We start from the raw sequence: 17,515 nt of genomic DNA on the forward strand, positions 1-17,515 counted from the left end.
AACTAAATCTCTTAGTAATGAAAAGTAAAAGGGAAAGAGGCACCTTTTAAAAGGTGCCTCTTCATAGCCATTAGTATTAAATTTTTATTAGAAGCTGCCGCCACCTAATTGTTGCTCAGCCATTTGTACTAAACGTTTTGTAATTTCTCCACCTACAGAACCGTTAGCACGTGATGTAGTGTCTGCTCCAAGATTTACACCAAACTCAGAAGCGATCTCATACTTCATTTGATCGATTGCTGCTTGAGCTCCAGGTGCTACTAATTGATTTGACGAATTACTTCTAGATGATTGATTTGCCATGTTTGATTCATCTCCTCGTAATTTTTTAATATGGTTGGACCAGCTGGAATCGCACCAGCATTTGCACTAAGTTGTGCTGCCTTCTCGGCTTGGTCCAATGTAATAAGTTGTTTGTGAAAGTTGTTGTTTGCTTGATGTTAATTGTATTATTAGAGTTTTGTAATCTTCTTATTCAAAAAAATATAAGGAAATTAGTGGAATTTATTTAAATGTAAATAGACTAAGGATGCAGTAAGGAAAAAAATAAATACTTACATGGATAAACGTAAAAAGGACGAGGAAAATAAGAATATATAGTAACGATAGGTACTTACCTATATTGGAGGGGTAACATGGCAATTTGTCCATTATGCAATGGCTTTCAAACTATATCCTATCCATGTAATAAATGTGGAACAATGATGGAAGACACAGGCAAACTTAGTGATTATTTTGATGACTATAGTGCTTACATGGAAATAGATTTAATGAAATTAGAGGATGGCTTTAATCATTCTTTTGAAAATGGAGATTGTCTTCATTTAATGCAATGTCCAGCTTGTATGACAGATATAGTTATTACTATTAATGAATAAGGAAAAGACTGTTCTTTACGTATGCAAAGAACAGTCTTATGATTCAAGTATATTACGCTTTAGAACGAATACGTAGTTCAGATTCTACATCGAAGAAGTGTGCTTTGTTCATATCTAGTGCAAGTTCAATTTTTTGTTGAGGTTTAATATCTGTACGAGAGTCAACACGTGCAACAAATTCTTGACCTTCAATTTGTGAATAAAGCATTGATTCTGCTCCAAGTAGTTCTGCCACTTCGATTTCTGCAGTAATTTTTGTTCCAGGAGAAGCGTCTATAAATACAGGCTCGTCATGAATATCTTCTGGACGAATACCAAGAATGATCTCTTTTCCAACGTAACCTTGATCACGAAGCATTTTCATTTTTCCTTCTGGAACAGTAATAGATTGTGATCCAATCGTAGCTGTACCATCAGCTAATTTAGCCGTAAAGAAGTTCATAGCCGGTGAACCGATAAATCCACCAACAAAGACGTTTTCAGGGTTTTCGTAAACTTCTTTCGGAGAACCAACTTGTTGAATAAGACCATCTTTCATTACAACAAGACGAGTAGCCATTGTCATTGCTTCTGTTTGGTCATGTGTTACGTAAATAGTAGTTGTTTTTAAACGTTGGTGAAGTTTAGAAATTTCTGCACGCATTTGAACACGTAGTTTCGCGTCTAAGTTAGATAAAGGCTCATCCATTAAGAAAACTTTTGCATCACGAACAATTGCACGACCTAGCGCAACACGTTGACGCTGTCCGCCGGATAGAGCTTTCGGCTTACGGTCTAAATATGTTTCTAATCCAAGAATAGCTGCTGCCTCTTTTACGCGACGATCAATTTCTTCTTTTGGAAATTTACGAAGCTTTAATCCGAATGCCATATTATCATAAACACTCATATGTGGATAAAGCGCATAGTTTTGGAATACCATCGCGATATCACGGTCTTTTGGAGCCACTTCATTCATTAGCTTTCCATCGATGAAGAATTCTCCTTTTGAAATTTCTTCAAGACCAGCAATCATACGAAGTGTTGTAGATTTACCACACCCAGATGGACCTACGAATACGATAAACTCTTTATCTTGAATGTGTAAGTTGAAATCGGAAACTGCTGTAACGTCTCCCTCATATATTTTATAAATATTTTCTAATTTAATTTCAGCCATTTTAATAGCCCCCTCGTAATTGAAATCGTTTTCTTTCTAAATAAAGTCTACTAAATGTAACCGGATACAACAATGTACAACTTGCACAAAAAATGGGTAACTGCTTTGTGCAAGTTACCCACCATTTCGGTCCGCTTCTATTAATAGTATTGCAAGGTAAGCTAAAAACGCACCTTGAAAGTTTTTTATATCAAGTCCTGTTTTTTCAATAAATTTATCGATTCTATATTGAACACTATTTCGATGCAAGTATAGTTTTTTGGCAGTTAAAGAAACGTTTAAATTATTTTCGATAAAAACTTTAACGTTTTGCAATAAATCATCCTCTTCCATCGGAAAGGAGTGGAGAAAAGAATCTCTCATTAGTTGTAAAATGTTGTCATCTAATTGATCTATTAATAAGTAAGGCATCGTTTCTTCTAATGAATAGATAGACTGTTTTTTGTTATAAGTCAACGCGATTTGGAAGCATGTTTCTTCTAGTTGAAAAAACTGAGTCGTTTTTTCAGAAAATGGATGAAAACTACCTACGAATAGCCTTAAGTTTTCGTAAAAATCACTCGCTGTTGTTTCAATTATATTTATAAAATCAACATCTTCTTCTGTAGACGTATCTCTCTCAATAATGACTCCTGATTGATGACTTGTCCAAATTATTTCAATACTTGGTTCGAAAAAAGCACCCATCGCTTCCTTCCAATTTTTCTTTAGCTGAAATGGTTTTGAAAAACGGAATTGGATAAAACGAAACATGTCATTTTCACTAAATAATAGCTCTTGTTCCATTAATTCCACATCCATTTCATTACGATTATATAAGAAGGAATGCCACCATTTTTCTAATTCAGATAAATGAAATGGCTTTTCACTAACAGGCTCCATAAACGTATGTAATAATTGCAATTCTCTTGGGGCGATGCTTGCTTTTAATATGCCGATATATTGATCGTTGTAACAGAACCAATTGTATTGTTCAAAATTCATCGGTTCGTCCGTTATAAGTAGTTGGTCTTTATATAGTTGTTGAAGGGAACGTAACATAAAACGGATCCTTTCTATCTCAGAGTAATACTTATATTATATCAGTTGCTCAAGAAGAAATAAAAAACTAGTGGTGTTGTAACCACTAGTTTTCATTTGGTTCGTCTTCTTTCGGTAATTCACGTGCTTCATCAATGTTTGTATATTCTTCTCTTTCGAAAACGGAACCACCAGCAAGGCCTTCATTTATCATCCGGTCGATGTCTACGTAGTATTGGTCGCGTCCTTCGTATTGTGATGAATTTTTGTCTTTTTTATTTTTCAAAAGAAAAAGCCTCCTTCCATACTGTTAGTATGTACAGGAAGTTTTTGTGTATTATTCGTAAACGTGAAATAGCATTAATTCGTGTATTTGTTTTTTTAGTTCGTCTTCGATTTTTTCGGTAAAGGAATGTTCTGTTTGCCATTCTATTTCACCGTTTTTATGGTAAATTGCTTTATGAGGTTGTTGTTGATAATAGAAGGAGATTTTCCATCCTGGTAGTTGTTTGTTTTCAAATAATGGTTCATATGTGAAGTGTGTAATCATTTTTGTTGTCTCCTTTTTTAAGATGCTACTTGGAAAAATAAGATAAAGTTAAAGTTAGTCCGTTCCTCTTCGCTACGGACATTTGCTTTCCGCGGGCGTGGCTTGAGCCTCCTCCTCGCTACGCTCGTGCGGGGTCTCAAGGCTCACGCTACTCCCGCAGGACAAGGAAGGCTTCGGCAGCATTACATCGCACGAAGAAAATGCGATAGCATTTTCGAGGAGTCAAATGTCCTTCGCTCCGATTCACTCACGGTTTTAAACATAATCACTACAATCACAATTTTCAGTAGAACTGGCCTATTTTCAAACTTCATGGTTAAATAATTCTCTTTCACGGTGGGTAACTTGAAAATAGTCATGTTGGTTAGGTTAGTCTGTTCTACTTACGGTAATCGATTTGTTTTTACTTTTACTATTTCTTTTATTAATATAGAATTTTTTTGGTTGTTTCTTTTTTTATTTTCGACAAATGTTTTATGATTCCTCCATGGAAAGGAGGTGAAGTTGTAAAAAGTGTGTATTAAGTTTTCGGTACCTTTTTGTTTTATGATTGGTTCATCGAAGTCCATCGGTTTTGAATTTAATTCGTAAATGTAGTAATGGCCAGTTGGAGTGATTCCGATATCGGCAGAAAACTCTCCAACGAACGAAATTTTTTTAGTTAAAAGTTTTCCGCAATTATTCATTAAAGCTTGTAAGAGGGGGGAGTCGATTGTGATAGGCAATTCGTTCAATGTACCAACCATTCCTCCATTTGGTACATGTGTTGTAATTTGTTGGCCATGTGATACTCTAACGCCTGTGCCGCTAATTTCGTAATTTCCATCAATAAAATGAACGAATAGTCGTAAGTCAAACTTATTTCCGTGCCAACGCTGTGAAGGAATTGTTTCTTGAATGATACAGTCGTTTGTATGCTTTTTTAAAAAATCCCAAGCCTCTTTAACATTGTAAAATACGAACTTTTTTTCGACTGTTTGGATTATAATGTTTTCTCTTTCCTTCTCAACTAAAAAAATCCCCGCTCCTTTCGAACTTTCTCTTTCTTTCACATAAAAGGAAGAGTAGGTATTTAAATACTCATTAAAATTGGAATCTGTTAATAACAACGTTTTTGGGAGGTGCTTTTCAAGCAAATTATCTTGGCTTAATACAGAATAAAGTTCCCATTTATCGAAAAACTGTCGATTAAAAAAGGGGGTAGTATACATTTCACTTAATAACTTAAGTTTGTGTTCGTCATCTCGTAACAGACGATTATAAAAAGCGTCAGGGACTAAATCATTTATTGATATCCAATGATTAGTTGAAGGGATATAACAATAGCCGGAAAGGTTTCCGCGTAATAATTGATCGATTGGAAAACAGACGGAAAATCCGCCCAACTCAAAAAGTTTGCGCTGGATTCGATTGAAAAGCGGGATGTTACCATAAAACTTATTCTGTTTATTGCTTACTAGTATTCCAATTACAGGGCCAACTTTTTGACCTTTCCTTCGAACGTGAAAAGGGAGGCAATCTTTCAATGATTGTCTCCTGTCGAACCGTACAGATTTATTTTTTTCACCTATAGAAAAAACTGTTTCAGATGGGAGGGTGTGAAACCATTCGTTATTCTTTAAATCGTAAAAGATTTTCATGATTCCACAACCTGTAAAGAATGTAGGGATTGTTCTGTTAAATATAAAGCATATTGTAAAGGTAATTTTCTCGTTTCTAATTCTTCTGTTCGTAGTTTAGAAAGGTGAAAAATAGAACGGCCAGGCTTTGAGTTTGCCTCAAAAAGCCAAATCTTTTTCTCTTTATCTATCCCAAAATCAAAACCAATTTCACCAATATACCCTTTCATTTGTCGATCTAACGACATACTAAGTTGTATAGCTGCTGTTTCTAATAACCGCTTAGTTTCGACAAACTCTTGATCATCTTTACATATATCATCTAGAACTCGAACGATCCCACCACTATTTAAATGTGTCGTAATACTTCCTTTTCCACTTAACTTACCAGCGATGGCGCTTACGACCCAATCCCCATTTTCATTCTTATTCGTATGAACGCGGAAATCTACTGGTGTGTCGTTAATCCTCCATAACGCAATCCCTTGCTGGACAATATATTGGTTTAAATCCTTTCCAGCTAAAATGCGTCCTAGCAACTTTTCTAGCGAAGAAAATCGTTGGAGTCGATTTTGCATTTTTTCATCTTTATAACGACAATAATAATAATTTTCTTCGCGATGATAGACAATCTTATAAACACCTAATCCGAGACTACCGTTAGAAGGCTTTAAAAAAACAAACGGGTACCGAGATAACATCTCTTCTAATAACGTAATAGAAATTTTTGAATGTGTTTCAGGCAAATAATGAGAGATGTTTTCTTCTAACGAAAGCTTTTGGTGAACTTCCCATTTGTTAAAGAATCCAGGGTTAAACCAAGGGATAAGATACTGTTGTTGTAAGCGTTCTTTTGTTTCTTTAAGTAAAGAGTGGTTTTCCGTCTTTCTATTTGGCAGTCGGTCATATATAACATGTGGGAAGGGAAGCTCTTGTTGACACCAGCCTTTATCGGTAAACAGAAAACCATCAATAACCCCTTCGTCCCACTTAATATGTTTCGGACCGAAAAGAAACATAAATGCCCCAACTTTTCTATCAGCTGAAAGAAGTTTAGAGAAAAATAACGATCTCTCTCCAATTGGGCGAACGAGTGAACTCGTGAATCCTGCAGTATATACTCCGACTAAAGGTCCGACATGTATTGTGTTTTCGTAAATAAAAAAGTGTATTTTGTTTTCATACGGAATTTTTAGATGCTGAAAGACATCTTCGGAAATTAATAACATTGGACCGTTATGGTACGTTATATTAACCTTTAATGTAATGGTTCCGAATGAAATAAAATCAATTTTTTTATGGTTAAATGTTTCTGGAACAGAAATCGTTTTTTCGTTTAGTTGTTTTGATACTTTTAAGGTAGATAATACCTTCATCGATTTTTCCTCCATTCTTTCAATTGATCAAGATAGAGTACATATTTAGTTGGTGCCTCATACACTTTTTCTTTTTGCTCCTCTGTGGATGTTTCCATAATTTTATGCCCAGGCTTAGAATTTATATCTAAAATGTATGGGCAATAATCAGGAGAAATTCCGATATCAATTCCGAGTTCAAACAAGGGAAGAAATTGCTTTTCAATACATAATGGTAATTGATGGATTATTTCTTGAATCGATTGCTCAAAAAAAGGAGGAATATCTAAACGCCAATCTTCATATGCGATAACGCTGCCACCACTTCCAATGTTAGAAGTGAAAGTATGTTGTTTTCCTTTTCGAATAACTCGCTTTCTTTCTTCCCACTTGCCATTTTCATTTTTTTGAAGCAAAATACGCAGATCGAACGGATGATTTAGTTCATCTTGTAACGGTAAAAATGGTTGAATAATATACTCTTTCTTTTCTTGAAAAATCCATGCTAATAAAGCTTCATGTGTCATAAAATCTTTCGTTATTTCGTCACCATTATTTACTAAAGTAGCTCTAATATGAAGGAATGAATCGTGAAGTTTTATAATTCCGTTCCCTTGTAGCCCATCTACAGGCTTTAATAAAATCGTTTTATATTGTTTTAGCGAGGAAAAAATAGTATCCTCCGTCGCTTTTGTAGTGAATGGAAAATAAGGCTGTAACGTTGAAACCTTCATAGCTGCCTGAAAAACTTCCCATTTGTTTGGTAACCCGTTTCCTATAAAGGTTATTTTTCGTTTCTCTTTTAACCATTTTACCCTTGCTTTGTAAGCTTTTGTTCTTTTCGTTGCATAGTAACATTGGTCGTATACATAGTTCGGAAGAGAGAATGTCGTTGGCACCCATGTGCCGCATTCATATTTATAACCAGTAACCGAATCAACGGAAGTCAGTGTTAGATTCTTTGGTGTTAAGTGATATACAGTTACACCTAATTTCTCTGCATGTTGGGCGATATGAGTGAAATATTTACTTTTAACTGGAGAAGTGAAAGCTAGAATGCAAAAAGCTGTCATTTATTCGACTCTCCCTTCTTTCGTTGTTTCATGAACAAGATATAAACAATATAATATGATAGCCTTTGCAGATGGTCGAATAGCTGTTGTTTGTTCATCACCGTCTACATTTTTAGAAGGCTTCGTATTTACTTCGATAATCCAAGGTTTACCATCTATATCAATAGCGAGGTCAATTCCAAGTTCTGCATACATTCCGGTTGCTACACTTGAAATTTCATAAGCTACGTCAATCGCTAAAGATCTCATATGTTTTTGCAAATGTTTTATCTCTTCTTTAGAAAAGGAGGCACGTAATGCTTGTTGTACGGTAGACAATTGACCGCCCTGGGCAATGTTTGAGACAAACTGGCCGGGCTTCGAGATACGTGAAACAGATGAAGTGATTTTCCAACGATCATTTTCCGTTCGATGACATAGGTACCGAAAATCAACAGGTTTGCCTTCTACTTGAAACAGCGGAATTCCTTTTTGAATAAGATAGTCTCTTCTTGTTACATAAGGTGAAAGTCTGTTGATGACTTCTTTTGCTGTGTTTAAATAATGTTTCTTTTCTTGTTGAAAGGAAGAGTGCGAAACAATAAAACTTTCATCCTCTTTTTCAATCTTTAAAATATGCTTTCCTTGACTCCCGTTAATTGGTTTTAAGAAGATAACTTCTTCTCTCTCTAACCAATTTATTATCGTTTCTTTATTATACAATTCTGTTTCGGGTAAATATGGTTTTAAATGTTCTGCTTCTTGTAAATGGTAATATACAGTCCATTTATCTAAAAACGATTCATTAAAGTACGGCACATTCCAGTCTTTCAACTGTTCTGTAAACGATAAAAAAACGTTACTCTTTTCGTTCTTCCTTTTATGAAGTCGGTTGTGTATGATATGAGGGAAAGGTAGCGTATGTTTTATCCATTCGTTATTAGTGAACACATAACCTTCGAGCGATGGTGCAGCTAATGATTGTGGTAATGTAAAGACGTAAAAAAAGGCACCAACTTCTTCCGAGTACTTCGTAAGCTCTATACTAAATTGAGAAATCGATTTTAAATCAATTGGCTCTTCCTCTAAAATCTCTGTCATTAATGCAATAATCGGTCCAATTGATATTGTATTAGTAGTAGAATTGTATGTGAGGAAAAACGTTCGTTCTTCGTTTAATAAATATAGCTGATCTAATGATTGTTGCCCTATCTTAACAAAGGCTTCCTCTCCTTTCATTATTACGAGAGGTACTGTCAATGTATTCCGACTACATTGTACTTGTATGAAGGGCAGTTCAAACGGTATGTTTAAAGTGGTAGCGAGTTTTTCACTTAAATAAATTGTGGATGTATCATTGTGATGAGCGTATGGAATGATTCTTCCGACTACGTATTTCATAAACGTCCCTCATTTTCTCTTTGTATAAAAGTAGTGAATGGTTTAAAAAAATAGGCAAATGCTTATAAAATATCGTATGAAAAGTTAAAGAATAGGTGATTAGAAAGGTTTGATGGATTGATGAATGAAGTATTAATATTAACGATTATGGTAATAATCGGAGCATTTATCGGAGGGATGACGAATTTATTAGCAATCAAAATGTTGTTTAGACCATATAACCCAATTTACATTGGGAAATGGAAGCTTCCTTTTACACCTGGGCTAATACCGAAACGTCGGGATGAACTTGCCGAACAACTTGGTCGCTTAGTTATGGAACATTTGCTGACGGCAGATAGTGTAAAAAGAAGGTTGATGAATAGTGCTTTTCAAGAAGAAATCACCCATTGGGTAATAAAGCAAACTAATGAGCTGTTACAATCAGAACAAACACTACAACAATTGGCGATAACGTTTGGTGTCGATGATTTTAAATCATTAACAAATAGTAAGTTTGAAAAGTGGGTAGAAGAAAAATATGACGAACTGTTGGAAGAGTATGGAGAAAAGGAACTATCTAAAATTTTGCCCCAGCATTTGGCGGAAAAATTAGAAAGCTACATACCTTTAGTAGCTGCTTATATAGTGCAAAAAGGACAAGCTTATTTTGAAAGTGACGAAGGGAAATACCAGTTACAAAAGTTGATCAATGATTTTGTTTCTTCAAAAGGAATGCTAGGTAATATGATGCAAATGTTTTTAGGAAACGTTAACCTAGTAGATAAAGTACAGCCAGAAGTATTAAAGTTTTTAAGAAATGAAGGTACGACAGATACGATTGAAGCACTCCTAGATAAAGAATGGGAAAAGATTAAAGCTTATCGGGTAGAGGAAGTTGAAAATAAACTAACAAAAGAAGCTATATTAGGCACTATTCATTCGTTAGCACATACTATTTTAAATATAGACCGTTGTTTGGACCTATCGATTAAACAGTTAGCGGAACCAATTCGTCCTTGGATTGTAAATGAATTACTGCCTCGAGGGATTCGTTTAGGAACAGAGCGATTACTTAATCAATTGGATGCTATTTTGGAAAAATTGCAGCTAGCCCATGTAGTGCAAGAGCAAGTGGAATCATTTTCACTTAAGCGATTAGAAGAAATTGTGTTGTCCGTTACAAAACGCGAGTTGAAAATGATTACCTATCTTGGAGCACTTCTTGGTGGATCGATTGGTTTTATTCAAGGACTATTCGTGATGCTCTTATAGGTTGGTTTTTATTGTAAGGGAAAGGGTAGTTTGTTATACTTGGTTCTTAAGAATGTGTTAGACATTTGCTTATGAAAGCATTAGTTTCCCTAACACTATCATGTCCATTAGGACAAAAAAGGAAGGAATGATTTTTTGTCTACAAATCTTTATGATGTAGCGTATAATTTAGAAAAGGCTGTTCGTGAAAGCGATGATTTCAAGCAACTACAAGACCTTTATGCAGCTGTATTTGCTGATGAAGGAACAAAACGTATGTTTGAAAACTTCCGTAATATTCAATTAAACCTGCAACAAAAACAAATGTCAGGTCAAGAAATTACGCAAGAAGAGGTAGAACAAGCGCAAAAAACAGTTGCTCTTGTGCAACAAGATCCTAAAATTGCACAACTAATGCAAGCTGAACAGCGTATGAGCATGGTTATACAAGAGTTAAATAAAATTATTATGAAGCCTTTAGAAGAGCTTTATAGTAATGTGGAAAATAGATAATTGTTTAAAAAGCGTGCCTTATGGGGTACGCTTTTTAGTTTGTCTGCATTGAAAATTGAGTGTGGAATATAGTATGTCCGTTTCAGACATGCCTTCCGCTAGTTTTTATGCTGACTTTTCATAGGTTCATGCACCATTTTCCGTTTGCATCACTTTCCTCTCGTGATTGCACCAAATCTAGAGTTTTATGCACCACAGCTAGCTTTACGCTGACTTTCCATAAGTAAATGCTCGCTCTTTCTGCTAGTTTCTGCTTGTAAATTTATAACTGGATTGGAGATATATATCGCTAACGAAAAACATATACATAGCTAAATAAAGACCATTTACTTTTCTATTTTACTGTTCTATTTTTTATCTGTTTTTCATACTCATACAGTAAGTACAAACATCCTAGATTGAGGAGGATTCTCCATGATGTATCGCCTGTTAGCTATAAATATTGACCAAACATTACTTAAATCGAATGGCCGTCTCGTTAAGGAGACGAAAGATGCTATTCAATATGTTAAAGATAAAGGAATTTATGTCACATTAGTTACTGGACGCAATTTTTATTCTGCACAAAAGATTGCGAGAGCGTTGAAGTTAGATTCCTTTCTTGTTACACATGGTGGAGCGTTTATCGCTTCCAAGATGGAACAGCCGTTAGTTGTAAAAAGGATTACAGAAGAGAAAACGTTTAATATTGTTCAAGTGTTAGAAAATTTTGATTGTAGAGTACGAGTTTTGCATGAGCGGTTTTCGATAGGAAATCGATTACGTGGTGGCAATAATTTAATGTCACGCGCGGTCTTTGGAGCTAATGATCCGATTATTTATCCAGTTCAATTTGTAGAGTCTTTAGGGGATACGTTAAGAGATAATCCGATTGCACCACCAAAGATTGAAGTATACCCGAAAGATAAAGACGAAGTGAATACTATTTATGAAACGATTAAAAAAGCATTTCCTTCTTTAGAAGTTCACCAACATAAAAATGGGAAAATTGATATTTTACCAGAAGGCGGAACAAAGTTAGATGGATTGCTAGCTCTTGGAGAGATTTTGAAAATCTCATGGAAAGAAATGGTGTACATTGGGGACGACGAAGATGATATCCCGTTAATTGAAGTAGCTGGCTTAGGGGTAGCGATGGGTAACGCCTCTCCAAAAGTAAAACAAGCGGCAAATTGGATTACCCGCTCGAATGATCAACTAGGTGTAGCTTATATGATAAAAGAACATTTTCGCAAACAACAAAGACTTCAGTTTTTGAAAGACTTAAAAGTATAGGATGGAAAAGGGCTCTTATATAGAGTCCTTTTTTATTTGTGTATTCTAAAAGTTTAATGTTTTTGACATGAGCCCGTAAGCCGGCATTATAAAGTTTAATAATGACAAATGTCATATGTATTCATGACATAACCCACTAAAAGGAAACTCCACCACCTCTGTATAATAAAAGTAGTTTAGGAGGTGGCGTAATGAAGAAAGTAGTTTCTGTAGAAGGGGTAACAAAAGTGTTTAAAGGAAAAAAGGCAGTAGATGATGTCAGCTTTATTATAAATAGTGGGGAGTCAGTTGCCATACTTGGGCCAAATGGAGCTGGAAAATCAACGACGATATTAATGATGTTAGGTTTACTGCAACCAACAACTGGTAACGTGCAATTGTTTAATGATACCCCAAGTAATCGTAAAGTAAGGGAGAAAATTGGCGCAATGCTTCAAGAAGTAAGTATCATTGATGCGTTAAAGGTGAAGGAAGTAATACAGCTATTTCGAAGTTATTATCCACATCCACTATCGTTTGAAGAGTTAGTTAGTTTAACAGGGTTAAAAGAAGGAGATTTAAAAAAGCGGGCGGATAAATTGTCTGGAGGTCAAAAGAGGAGATTATCTTTTGCATTAGCATTAGCAGGAAATCCTGATTTGTTGTTTTTAGATGAACCGACAGTAGGGATGGATATACATTCACGATCTTCTTTTTGGAAAACTATTCAAGCTCTAAAAGAAAAAGGGAAAACGATTATTTTTTGTACCCATTACTTACAAGAAGCTGACGATATGGCAGATCGCATTATTTTATTTCATAAAGGAAATATTATCGCGGACGGCTCGACGGTAGATATAAAAAGAAAAGTTTCAAAACAAACAGTGTCTTTCTTAGGAAATCATCATTATGTTGCTGCCTTGAAAAGTCAACCTTTTGTTTCAAACGTACACATACAAGATGAAAGAATAGTAGTGACAACGGACAACACCGATCAAATCCTTTCTTATTTGTTTGATAAAAAACTTAACGTAAAAGATATTCGAGTAGAACAAGGTCGACTAGATGATGTGTTTGAACAATTAACGTTAACGGAGGTGGATGTTGTTGAAACCATTAATGGCGCAATGTAAAGCGGAAATCATTCGAATTTTACGAAACCCATATTACGTTTTCTGGTCGTTATTTATGCCTATCGTGTTTTACTTTATTTTCACAAATGTTTTTAATACAGGAATTGAAAATAAAGAAGAATGGCATGCTCATTATTTAATGTCGATGACTACATTTAGTGTGATGGGCTCCGCAATTTTGACATTAGGCATACGTATAGTAGAAGAGCGAGCAAAAGGATGGTCTATGTTTCTAAAAGTGACGCCTCTATCTGATAACAGTTATTTTATTGCCAAAATGGTTAGCCAGTCTATCATTCATGTATTCTCTATTATAGTTATTTTTTTAGCGGGAGGTCTAATTAACGGGGTATCGTTATCGATAGGTGAATGGCTTTATGCAGGTGTTTGGATATTAGGCGCTTCCATCCCTTTTCTTGCTCTAGGAGTATTAGTAGGAACGATGAAGAAAGTAGATACGGCTGCAGGAGTTAGCAATTTAATGTATATGTTATTAGCCATTTCTGGTGGCATGTGGATGCCAATCGATTTGATGCCTAGTATTATCCAATCTATCGCAAAATGGTTACCATCTTTTAACTTTGGAAACGGTGCGTGGGAAATTATTCGTGGTGGGCATCCGAGTGTGATGAATATTCTGATTTTAACTGCCTACGTCCTTTTATTTATGGTATTATCAACCTATATTAGGAAAAAACAAGAAGTGGCGGTGTAGAATTCATGGCGAAAGGTAGAAGAGTAATAGAAATTTTCCCGAAAAAATATGGTTTCTTTCCATATGTGTTTCTAATCTATTTATGTTTACCAGCTTTTTACGTATACCAAGAAGAAGGTTGGAAAGCCATTACAGGGTGGATTGCTCTTCTATTATTTTTACTTACTTACCGACAGCTTTACGTAACACAAAAATACTTTCATGTATGGCTAGCATTACAAATGTTAATTATTCTTTATTTATCTATCTTTTTTGATATTTACAATATATTTTTAGGTTTCTTTACAGCTAATTTTATCGGGTGGTACACGAAAAAGAATTCATTTTTCACCGCACTTGCTGCGTTCATTATTACTCTAGTTATTCCGCTCGTTATTTATATTTTTAACAATGACACTTTTTATCATTTAGTGTTTTTTGTACCTTTTTTAATCATCATGCTCATGTCTCCTATCGGTGTGCGTTCTATGAACAGCCGAATGGAGTTGGAGCGACAGCTAGATGAAGCTAATCAACAAATTAAAGAGCTAGTAAAAAGAGAGGAACGAATGAGAATTGCCCGTGATCTCCATGATACGTTAGGACATACGCTTTCTCTATTAACATTAAAAAGCCAGCTTATTAGTAAACTAGCGTTAAAAGACGGAGAAAAAGCAAGTATTCAAGCGAAGGAGATGGAGCGAATTTCTCGATCAGCTCTCTCCCAAGTGAGGGAGCTAGTTTCAGAAATGCGTACCGTTACGATTGCAGAAGAACTGTTGGAAGCACAAACGCTATTAGAGACGGCAAACATTCAATTAACGATAATTGGCGAGACATCGGTGAAGGAAGTCCCTCATTTAACACAAAATATTTTAAGTTTATGTATCCGAGAAGCGATGACGAATATCGTTAAGCATAGTAAGGCAACGAACTGTTCTATAAATATAGTGAAAAATGCGGGAGAAGTGAATATCACGATTGAGGATAATGGGGTAGGAATGAAAGAACAGCAAACGGGAGGAAATGGCTTAAAAGGTATTGAAGAGCGGTTAGAATTAATTGATGGCTGTTTATCCTTCTCATCGAATAAGGGTGTTAAGTTAAACATCACTGTTCCAATTATTTTAAAAGAACGGGAGGATAATGCTTCATGATTCGATTACTTATCGCAGAAGATCAGCGCATGTTACGAGGGGCACTAGGCTCGTTATTAGATTTAGAAGATGATTTGGAAGTAATAGCACAAGTAAGTAACGGGGAAGAGGCGTTACAAACTATCCTTTCTGAAGACCCGGATGTTTGTTTACTAGACATCGAGATGCCTAAAAAAACAGGCTTGGAAGTAGCAGAATCGTTGCAAAAATTAAACGCTCCTTCCAAAGTAATTATATTAACGACATTTGCGAGACCAGGATACTTTAAAAGAGCCGTTCAAGCAGGTGTTCACGGTTACCTACTAAAGGACGGTTCTAGTGATGAGTTAGCGGAGTCCATTCGGAACGTGATGAAAGGAAAAAGAGAATTTGCGCCAGAATTAGTTTTTGGTAGTTTACATGATCAAGAGGCGTTAACAGAGCGGGAATGTGAAGTTTTGAGGTTAGCGGCAGAGGGGATGACGACGAAAGAAATCTCTAAGCACCTATTTTTATCACCAGGAACAGTGAGAAATTACGTTTCAGAAATCATTAGTAAACTACAAGTGAAAAATAGAATGGAAGCGATAAAACTAGCAAAAGAAAGAGGATGGATATAAGTGGTTCTATTTTATCATTTAATTAAATAGGAATATCCTAAATATAGTATATAGTAAAGTAATTACTTCAAGCATAACAGATTATGCTGTTATTTGTAGGACAAACAGACAATTTTTTATCTATTGATAAGCCATTCATCTTTTTGTACACTTAAGAAAGTTTGTATTGCTATAAAGTGAGTGTGATAAATAATGAATATAAATATTAAAGGAGTCGATGATCAAAGATTACATCGACCACTAACATTAATAGCCGATTTATTTTTTGAAGAAAGCACATTAACCTTTCAAGTGGATGATAGCCCGGAAGCACTACAGGTTAATATGTCTATAACTATTGAAAACAATAAGTGCACTGTCACAGGTACCCTTAAAAAAGATACAAAAATAATGGATTGTACGAAAGAAAAAAACTTAGAAGGTTTTGAAACAGAAAAAGAACAGTTAAAGCAAGTAAAAAATACCGTTCTTCATGTGTTCCTTTCTCTTTTACAAGACTACACTCGTATTGTTCAAAAGTGGGGTATTTTAACAGGTGTACGTCCCGTTAAGCTACTTCATACGAAACTACAAAACGGCGAAAGTAAGGAAGAAGTACATCGTCAACTAAAAGAGGAATATTTAATTACCGATGAAAAGATTGAACTAATGCAAGAAATTGTAGACCGTCAACTTTCTGTCGTTCCAGACCTGTACGATTTAGGAAAGGAAGTAAGTATTTATATCGGTATTCCTTTTTGTCCGACGAAATGTGCGTATTGTACATTCCCAGCATACGCAATTAACGGAAAGCAAGGAAAAGTGGACTCGTTTCTAGGAGGATTACACCACGAAATAGAAGTAGTCGGCAAATGGTTAAAAGACAATGATATTAAAATAACAACTGTTTATTACGGTGGTGGTACTCCAACGAGTATTACAGCGGAAGAAATGGATATGTTATATGAACAAATGTATCAATCTTTTCCTCATATGGAACGAGTACGGGAAGTAACAGTAGAAGCGGGACGCCCTGATACAATAACACCTGAAAAGCTAGAAGTATTGAAGAAATGGAATATTGACCGTATTAGTATTAATCCACAATCGTATATACAAGAAACGTTAAAAGCGATTGGCCGTCATCATACTGTTGAGGAAACTGTAGAGAAATTCCACTTAGCACGTTCGATGGACATGAACAACATCAATAAGGACCTTATTATTGGCTTGCCAGGAGAAGGGACAAAAGAATTTGACTATACATTAAGTGAAACAGAGAAGTTAATGCCAGAGTCATTAACAGTTCACACTTTATCGTTTAAACGTGCGTCTGAAATGACAAAGAATAAGCAAAAATATAAAGTTGCCGACCGTGATGAAATTAGTAAAATGATGGACATGGCTACGAAATGGACGAAGGACCATGGTTACGTTCCTTATTACTTGTACCGTCAAAAAAATATTTTAGGTAATCTTGAAAATGTTGGATATGCACTACCAGGACAAGATAGTATTTACAATATTATGATTATGGAAGAACGTCAGTCCATTATCGGTTTAGGTTGTGGGGCATCGAGTAAGTTTGTAAACCCGGTAACAGGGAAGATTACTCGATTTGCGAACCCGAAAGATCCAAAATCATATAATGATGGGTATTTGCATTATACGGAAGAAAAAATAAAAATTTTAGAAGACCTTTTTAACATGTAAGAAGCTCTCCTTTTGGAGGGCTTTTATTAGTTTCAATAATAATGTGCTACAAAAAATCTAGTTCAACAAAATTAGATAAAATCTAACATTTTTTATAGACCTTCCATAATGTCGTTCTTAATAAGATACGAAAAATAATTTATGGTAAAAAACACCTGTATTTTATTGGATATGAGCAGAAAGAATTATAAATGACATGTACGTTA

The 17,515-nt window shown here is 35.2% G+C and carries 18 protein-coding genes; 9 read left to right on the forward strand and 9 right to left on the reverse strand.

Going from position 1 to position 17,515, the window contains the following annotated elements; genetic code table 11:
- Window positions 1–87: 87 nt before the first annotated feature.
- The gene (locus BC6307_RS03770) at window positions 88–303 is read right to left on the reverse strand and encodes an alpha/beta-type small acid-soluble spore protein (RefSeq protein WP_066417152.1); all 216 of its coding nucleotides are present in this window, start codon (window positions 301–303) and stop codon (window positions 88–90) included.
- 332 nt (window positions 304–635) lie between these two features.
- Here BC6307_RS03770 and BC6307_RS03775 point away from each other — a divergent pair, with 332 nt between their 5' ends.
- Window positions 636–878 carry a hypothetical protein gene (locus BC6307_RS03775; protein WP_066417150.1) on the forward strand — a complete coding sequence of 81 codons (243 nt, stop codon included), beginning with the start codon at window positions 636–638 and terminating at the stop codon, window positions 876–878.
- Between the two features lie 52 nt (window positions 879–930).
- On the opposite strand, the gene BC6307_RS03780 is transcribed toward BC6307_RS03775, so the two are convergent.
- The 8 genes from BC6307_RS03780 to BC6307_RS03815 all read right to left on the reverse strand — a co-directional run bounded on the left by BC6307_RS03780 (window position 931) and on the right by BC6307_RS03815 (window position 9,034).
- Window positions 931–2,037, reverse strand: a complete 1,107-nt coding sequence (locus tag BC6307_RS03780) for an ABC transporter ATP-binding protein (protein ID WP_066417148.1) — start codon at window positions 2,035–2,037, stop codon at window positions 931–933.
- Between the two features lie 114 nt (window positions 2,038–2,151).
- Window positions 2,152–3,078, reverse strand: a complete 927-nt coding sequence (locus BC6307_RS03785; protein WP_066417146.1) for a PucR family transcriptional regulator — start codon at window positions 3,076–3,078, stop codon at window positions 2,152–2,154.
- Between the two features lie 85 nt (window positions 3,079–3,163).
- Window positions 3,164–3,343: a hypothetical protein gene (locus BC6307_RS03790; RefSeq protein ID WP_066417140.1), complete on the reverse strand. Its 180-nt coding sequence runs from the start codon at window positions 3,341–3,343 to the stop codon at window positions 3,164–3,166.
- Between the two features lie 51 nt (window positions 3,344–3,394).
- Window positions 3,395–3,607 carry a DUF5342 family protein gene (locus tag BC6307_RS03795; RefSeq protein ID WP_066417137.1) on the reverse strand — a complete coding sequence of 71 codons (213 nt, stop codon included), beginning with the start codon at window positions 3,605–3,607 and terminating at the stop codon, window positions 3,395–3,397.
- A 383-nt stretch (window positions 3,608–3,990) separates the two neighbouring features.
- The gene (locus tag BC6307_RS03800) at window positions 3,991–5,133 is read right to left on the reverse strand and encodes a YheC/YheD family protein (RefSeq protein WP_169714867.1); all 1,143 of its coding nucleotides are present in this window, start codon (window positions 5,131–5,133) and stop codon (window positions 3,991–3,993) included.
- Between the two features lie 110 nt (window positions 5,134–5,243).
- Entirely contained in the window at window positions 5,244–6,602 is a 1,359-nt protein-coding gene (locus BC6307_RS03805) for a YheC/YheD family endospore coat-associated protein (RefSeq protein ID WP_066419205.1), read from the reverse strand.
- Complete coding sequence (locus BC6307_RS03810; RefSeq protein WP_066419202.1) at window positions 6,599–7,654, reverse strand: YheC/YheD family endospore coat-associated protein; 1,056 nt, start codon at window positions 7,652–7,654, stop codon at window positions 6,599–6,601. Before BC6307_RS03810 ends, BC6307_RS03805 begins: the two co-directional genes overlap by 4 nt.
- The gene (locus BC6307_RS03815; RefSeq protein ID WP_066419199.1) at window positions 7,655–9,034 is read right to left on the reverse strand and encodes a YheC/YheD family endospore coat-associated protein; all 1,380 of its coding nucleotides are present in this window, start codon (window positions 9,032–9,034) and stop codon (window positions 7,655–7,657) included.
- A 120-nt stretch (window positions 9,035–9,154) separates the two neighbouring features.
- Here BC6307_RS03815 and BC6307_RS03820 point away from each other — a divergent pair, with 120 nt between their 5' ends.
- The 8 genes from BC6307_RS03820 (at window position 9,155) to BC6307_RS03855 (ending at window position 17,309) form a co-directional block, all read left to right on the forward strand.
- Window positions 9,155–10,288, forward strand: coding sequence for a DUF445 domain-containing protein (locus tag BC6307_RS03820; protein ID WP_066419196.1), 1,134 nt, complete (start codon window positions 9,155–9,157; stop codon window positions 10,286–10,288).
- Between the two features lie 135 nt (window positions 10,289–10,423).
- Window positions 10,424–10,780: a YlbF/YmcA family competence regulator gene (locus tag BC6307_RS03825; protein ID WP_066419190.1), complete on the forward strand. Its 357-nt coding sequence runs from the start codon at window positions 10,424–10,426 to the stop codon at window positions 10,778–10,780.
- A 414-nt stretch (window positions 10,781–11,194) separates the two neighbouring features.
- Window positions 11,195–12,055: a Cof-type HAD-IIB family hydrolase gene (locus BC6307_RS03830; protein WP_066419187.1), complete on the forward strand. Its 861-nt coding sequence runs from the start codon at window positions 11,195–11,197 to the stop codon at window positions 12,053–12,055.
- Between the two features lie 191 nt (window positions 12,056–12,246).
- Window positions 12,247–13,167, forward strand: coding sequence for an ABC transporter ATP-binding protein (locus BC6307_RS03835; protein WP_066419185.1), 921 nt, complete (start codon window positions 12,247–12,249; stop codon window positions 13,165–13,167).
- The gene (locus BC6307_RS03840; protein ID WP_066419183.1) at window positions 13,142–13,882 is read left to right on the forward strand and encodes an ABC transporter permease; all 741 of its coding nucleotides are present in this window, start codon (window positions 13,142–13,144) and stop codon (window positions 13,880–13,882) included. Before BC6307_RS03835 ends, BC6307_RS03840 begins: the two co-directional genes overlap by 26 nt.
- Window positions 13,883–13,887: 5 nt before the next feature.
- On the forward strand, window positions 13,888–15,018 hold the full coding sequence (locus tag BC6307_RS03845; protein WP_066419174.1) for a sensor histidine kinase: 1,131 nt from the start codon (window positions 13,888–13,890) through the stop codon (window positions 15,016–15,018).
- A complete protein-coding gene (locus BC6307_RS03850) occupies window positions 15,015–15,617 on the forward strand; it encodes a response regulator transcription factor (RefSeq protein ID WP_066419172.1) in 603 nt (200 codons plus the stop codon). The genes BC6307_RS03845 and BC6307_RS03850 overlap by 4 nt, the downstream gene beginning before the upstream one ends.
- A 192-nt stretch (window positions 15,618–15,809) precedes the next feature.
- The gene (locus BC6307_RS03855) at window positions 15,810–17,309 is read left to right on the forward strand and encodes a coproporphyrinogen III oxidase (RefSeq protein ID WP_066419170.1); all 1,500 of its coding nucleotides are present in this window, start codon (window positions 15,810–15,812) and stop codon (window positions 17,307–17,309) included.
- Window positions 17,310–17,515 lie beyond the last annotated feature (206 nt).

Source organism: Sutcliffiella cohnii (genome assembly GCF_002250055.1).
Taxonomy (GTDB): domain Bacteria; phylum Bacillota; class Bacilli; order Bacillales; family Bacillaceae_I; genus Sutcliffiella; species Sutcliffiella cohnii.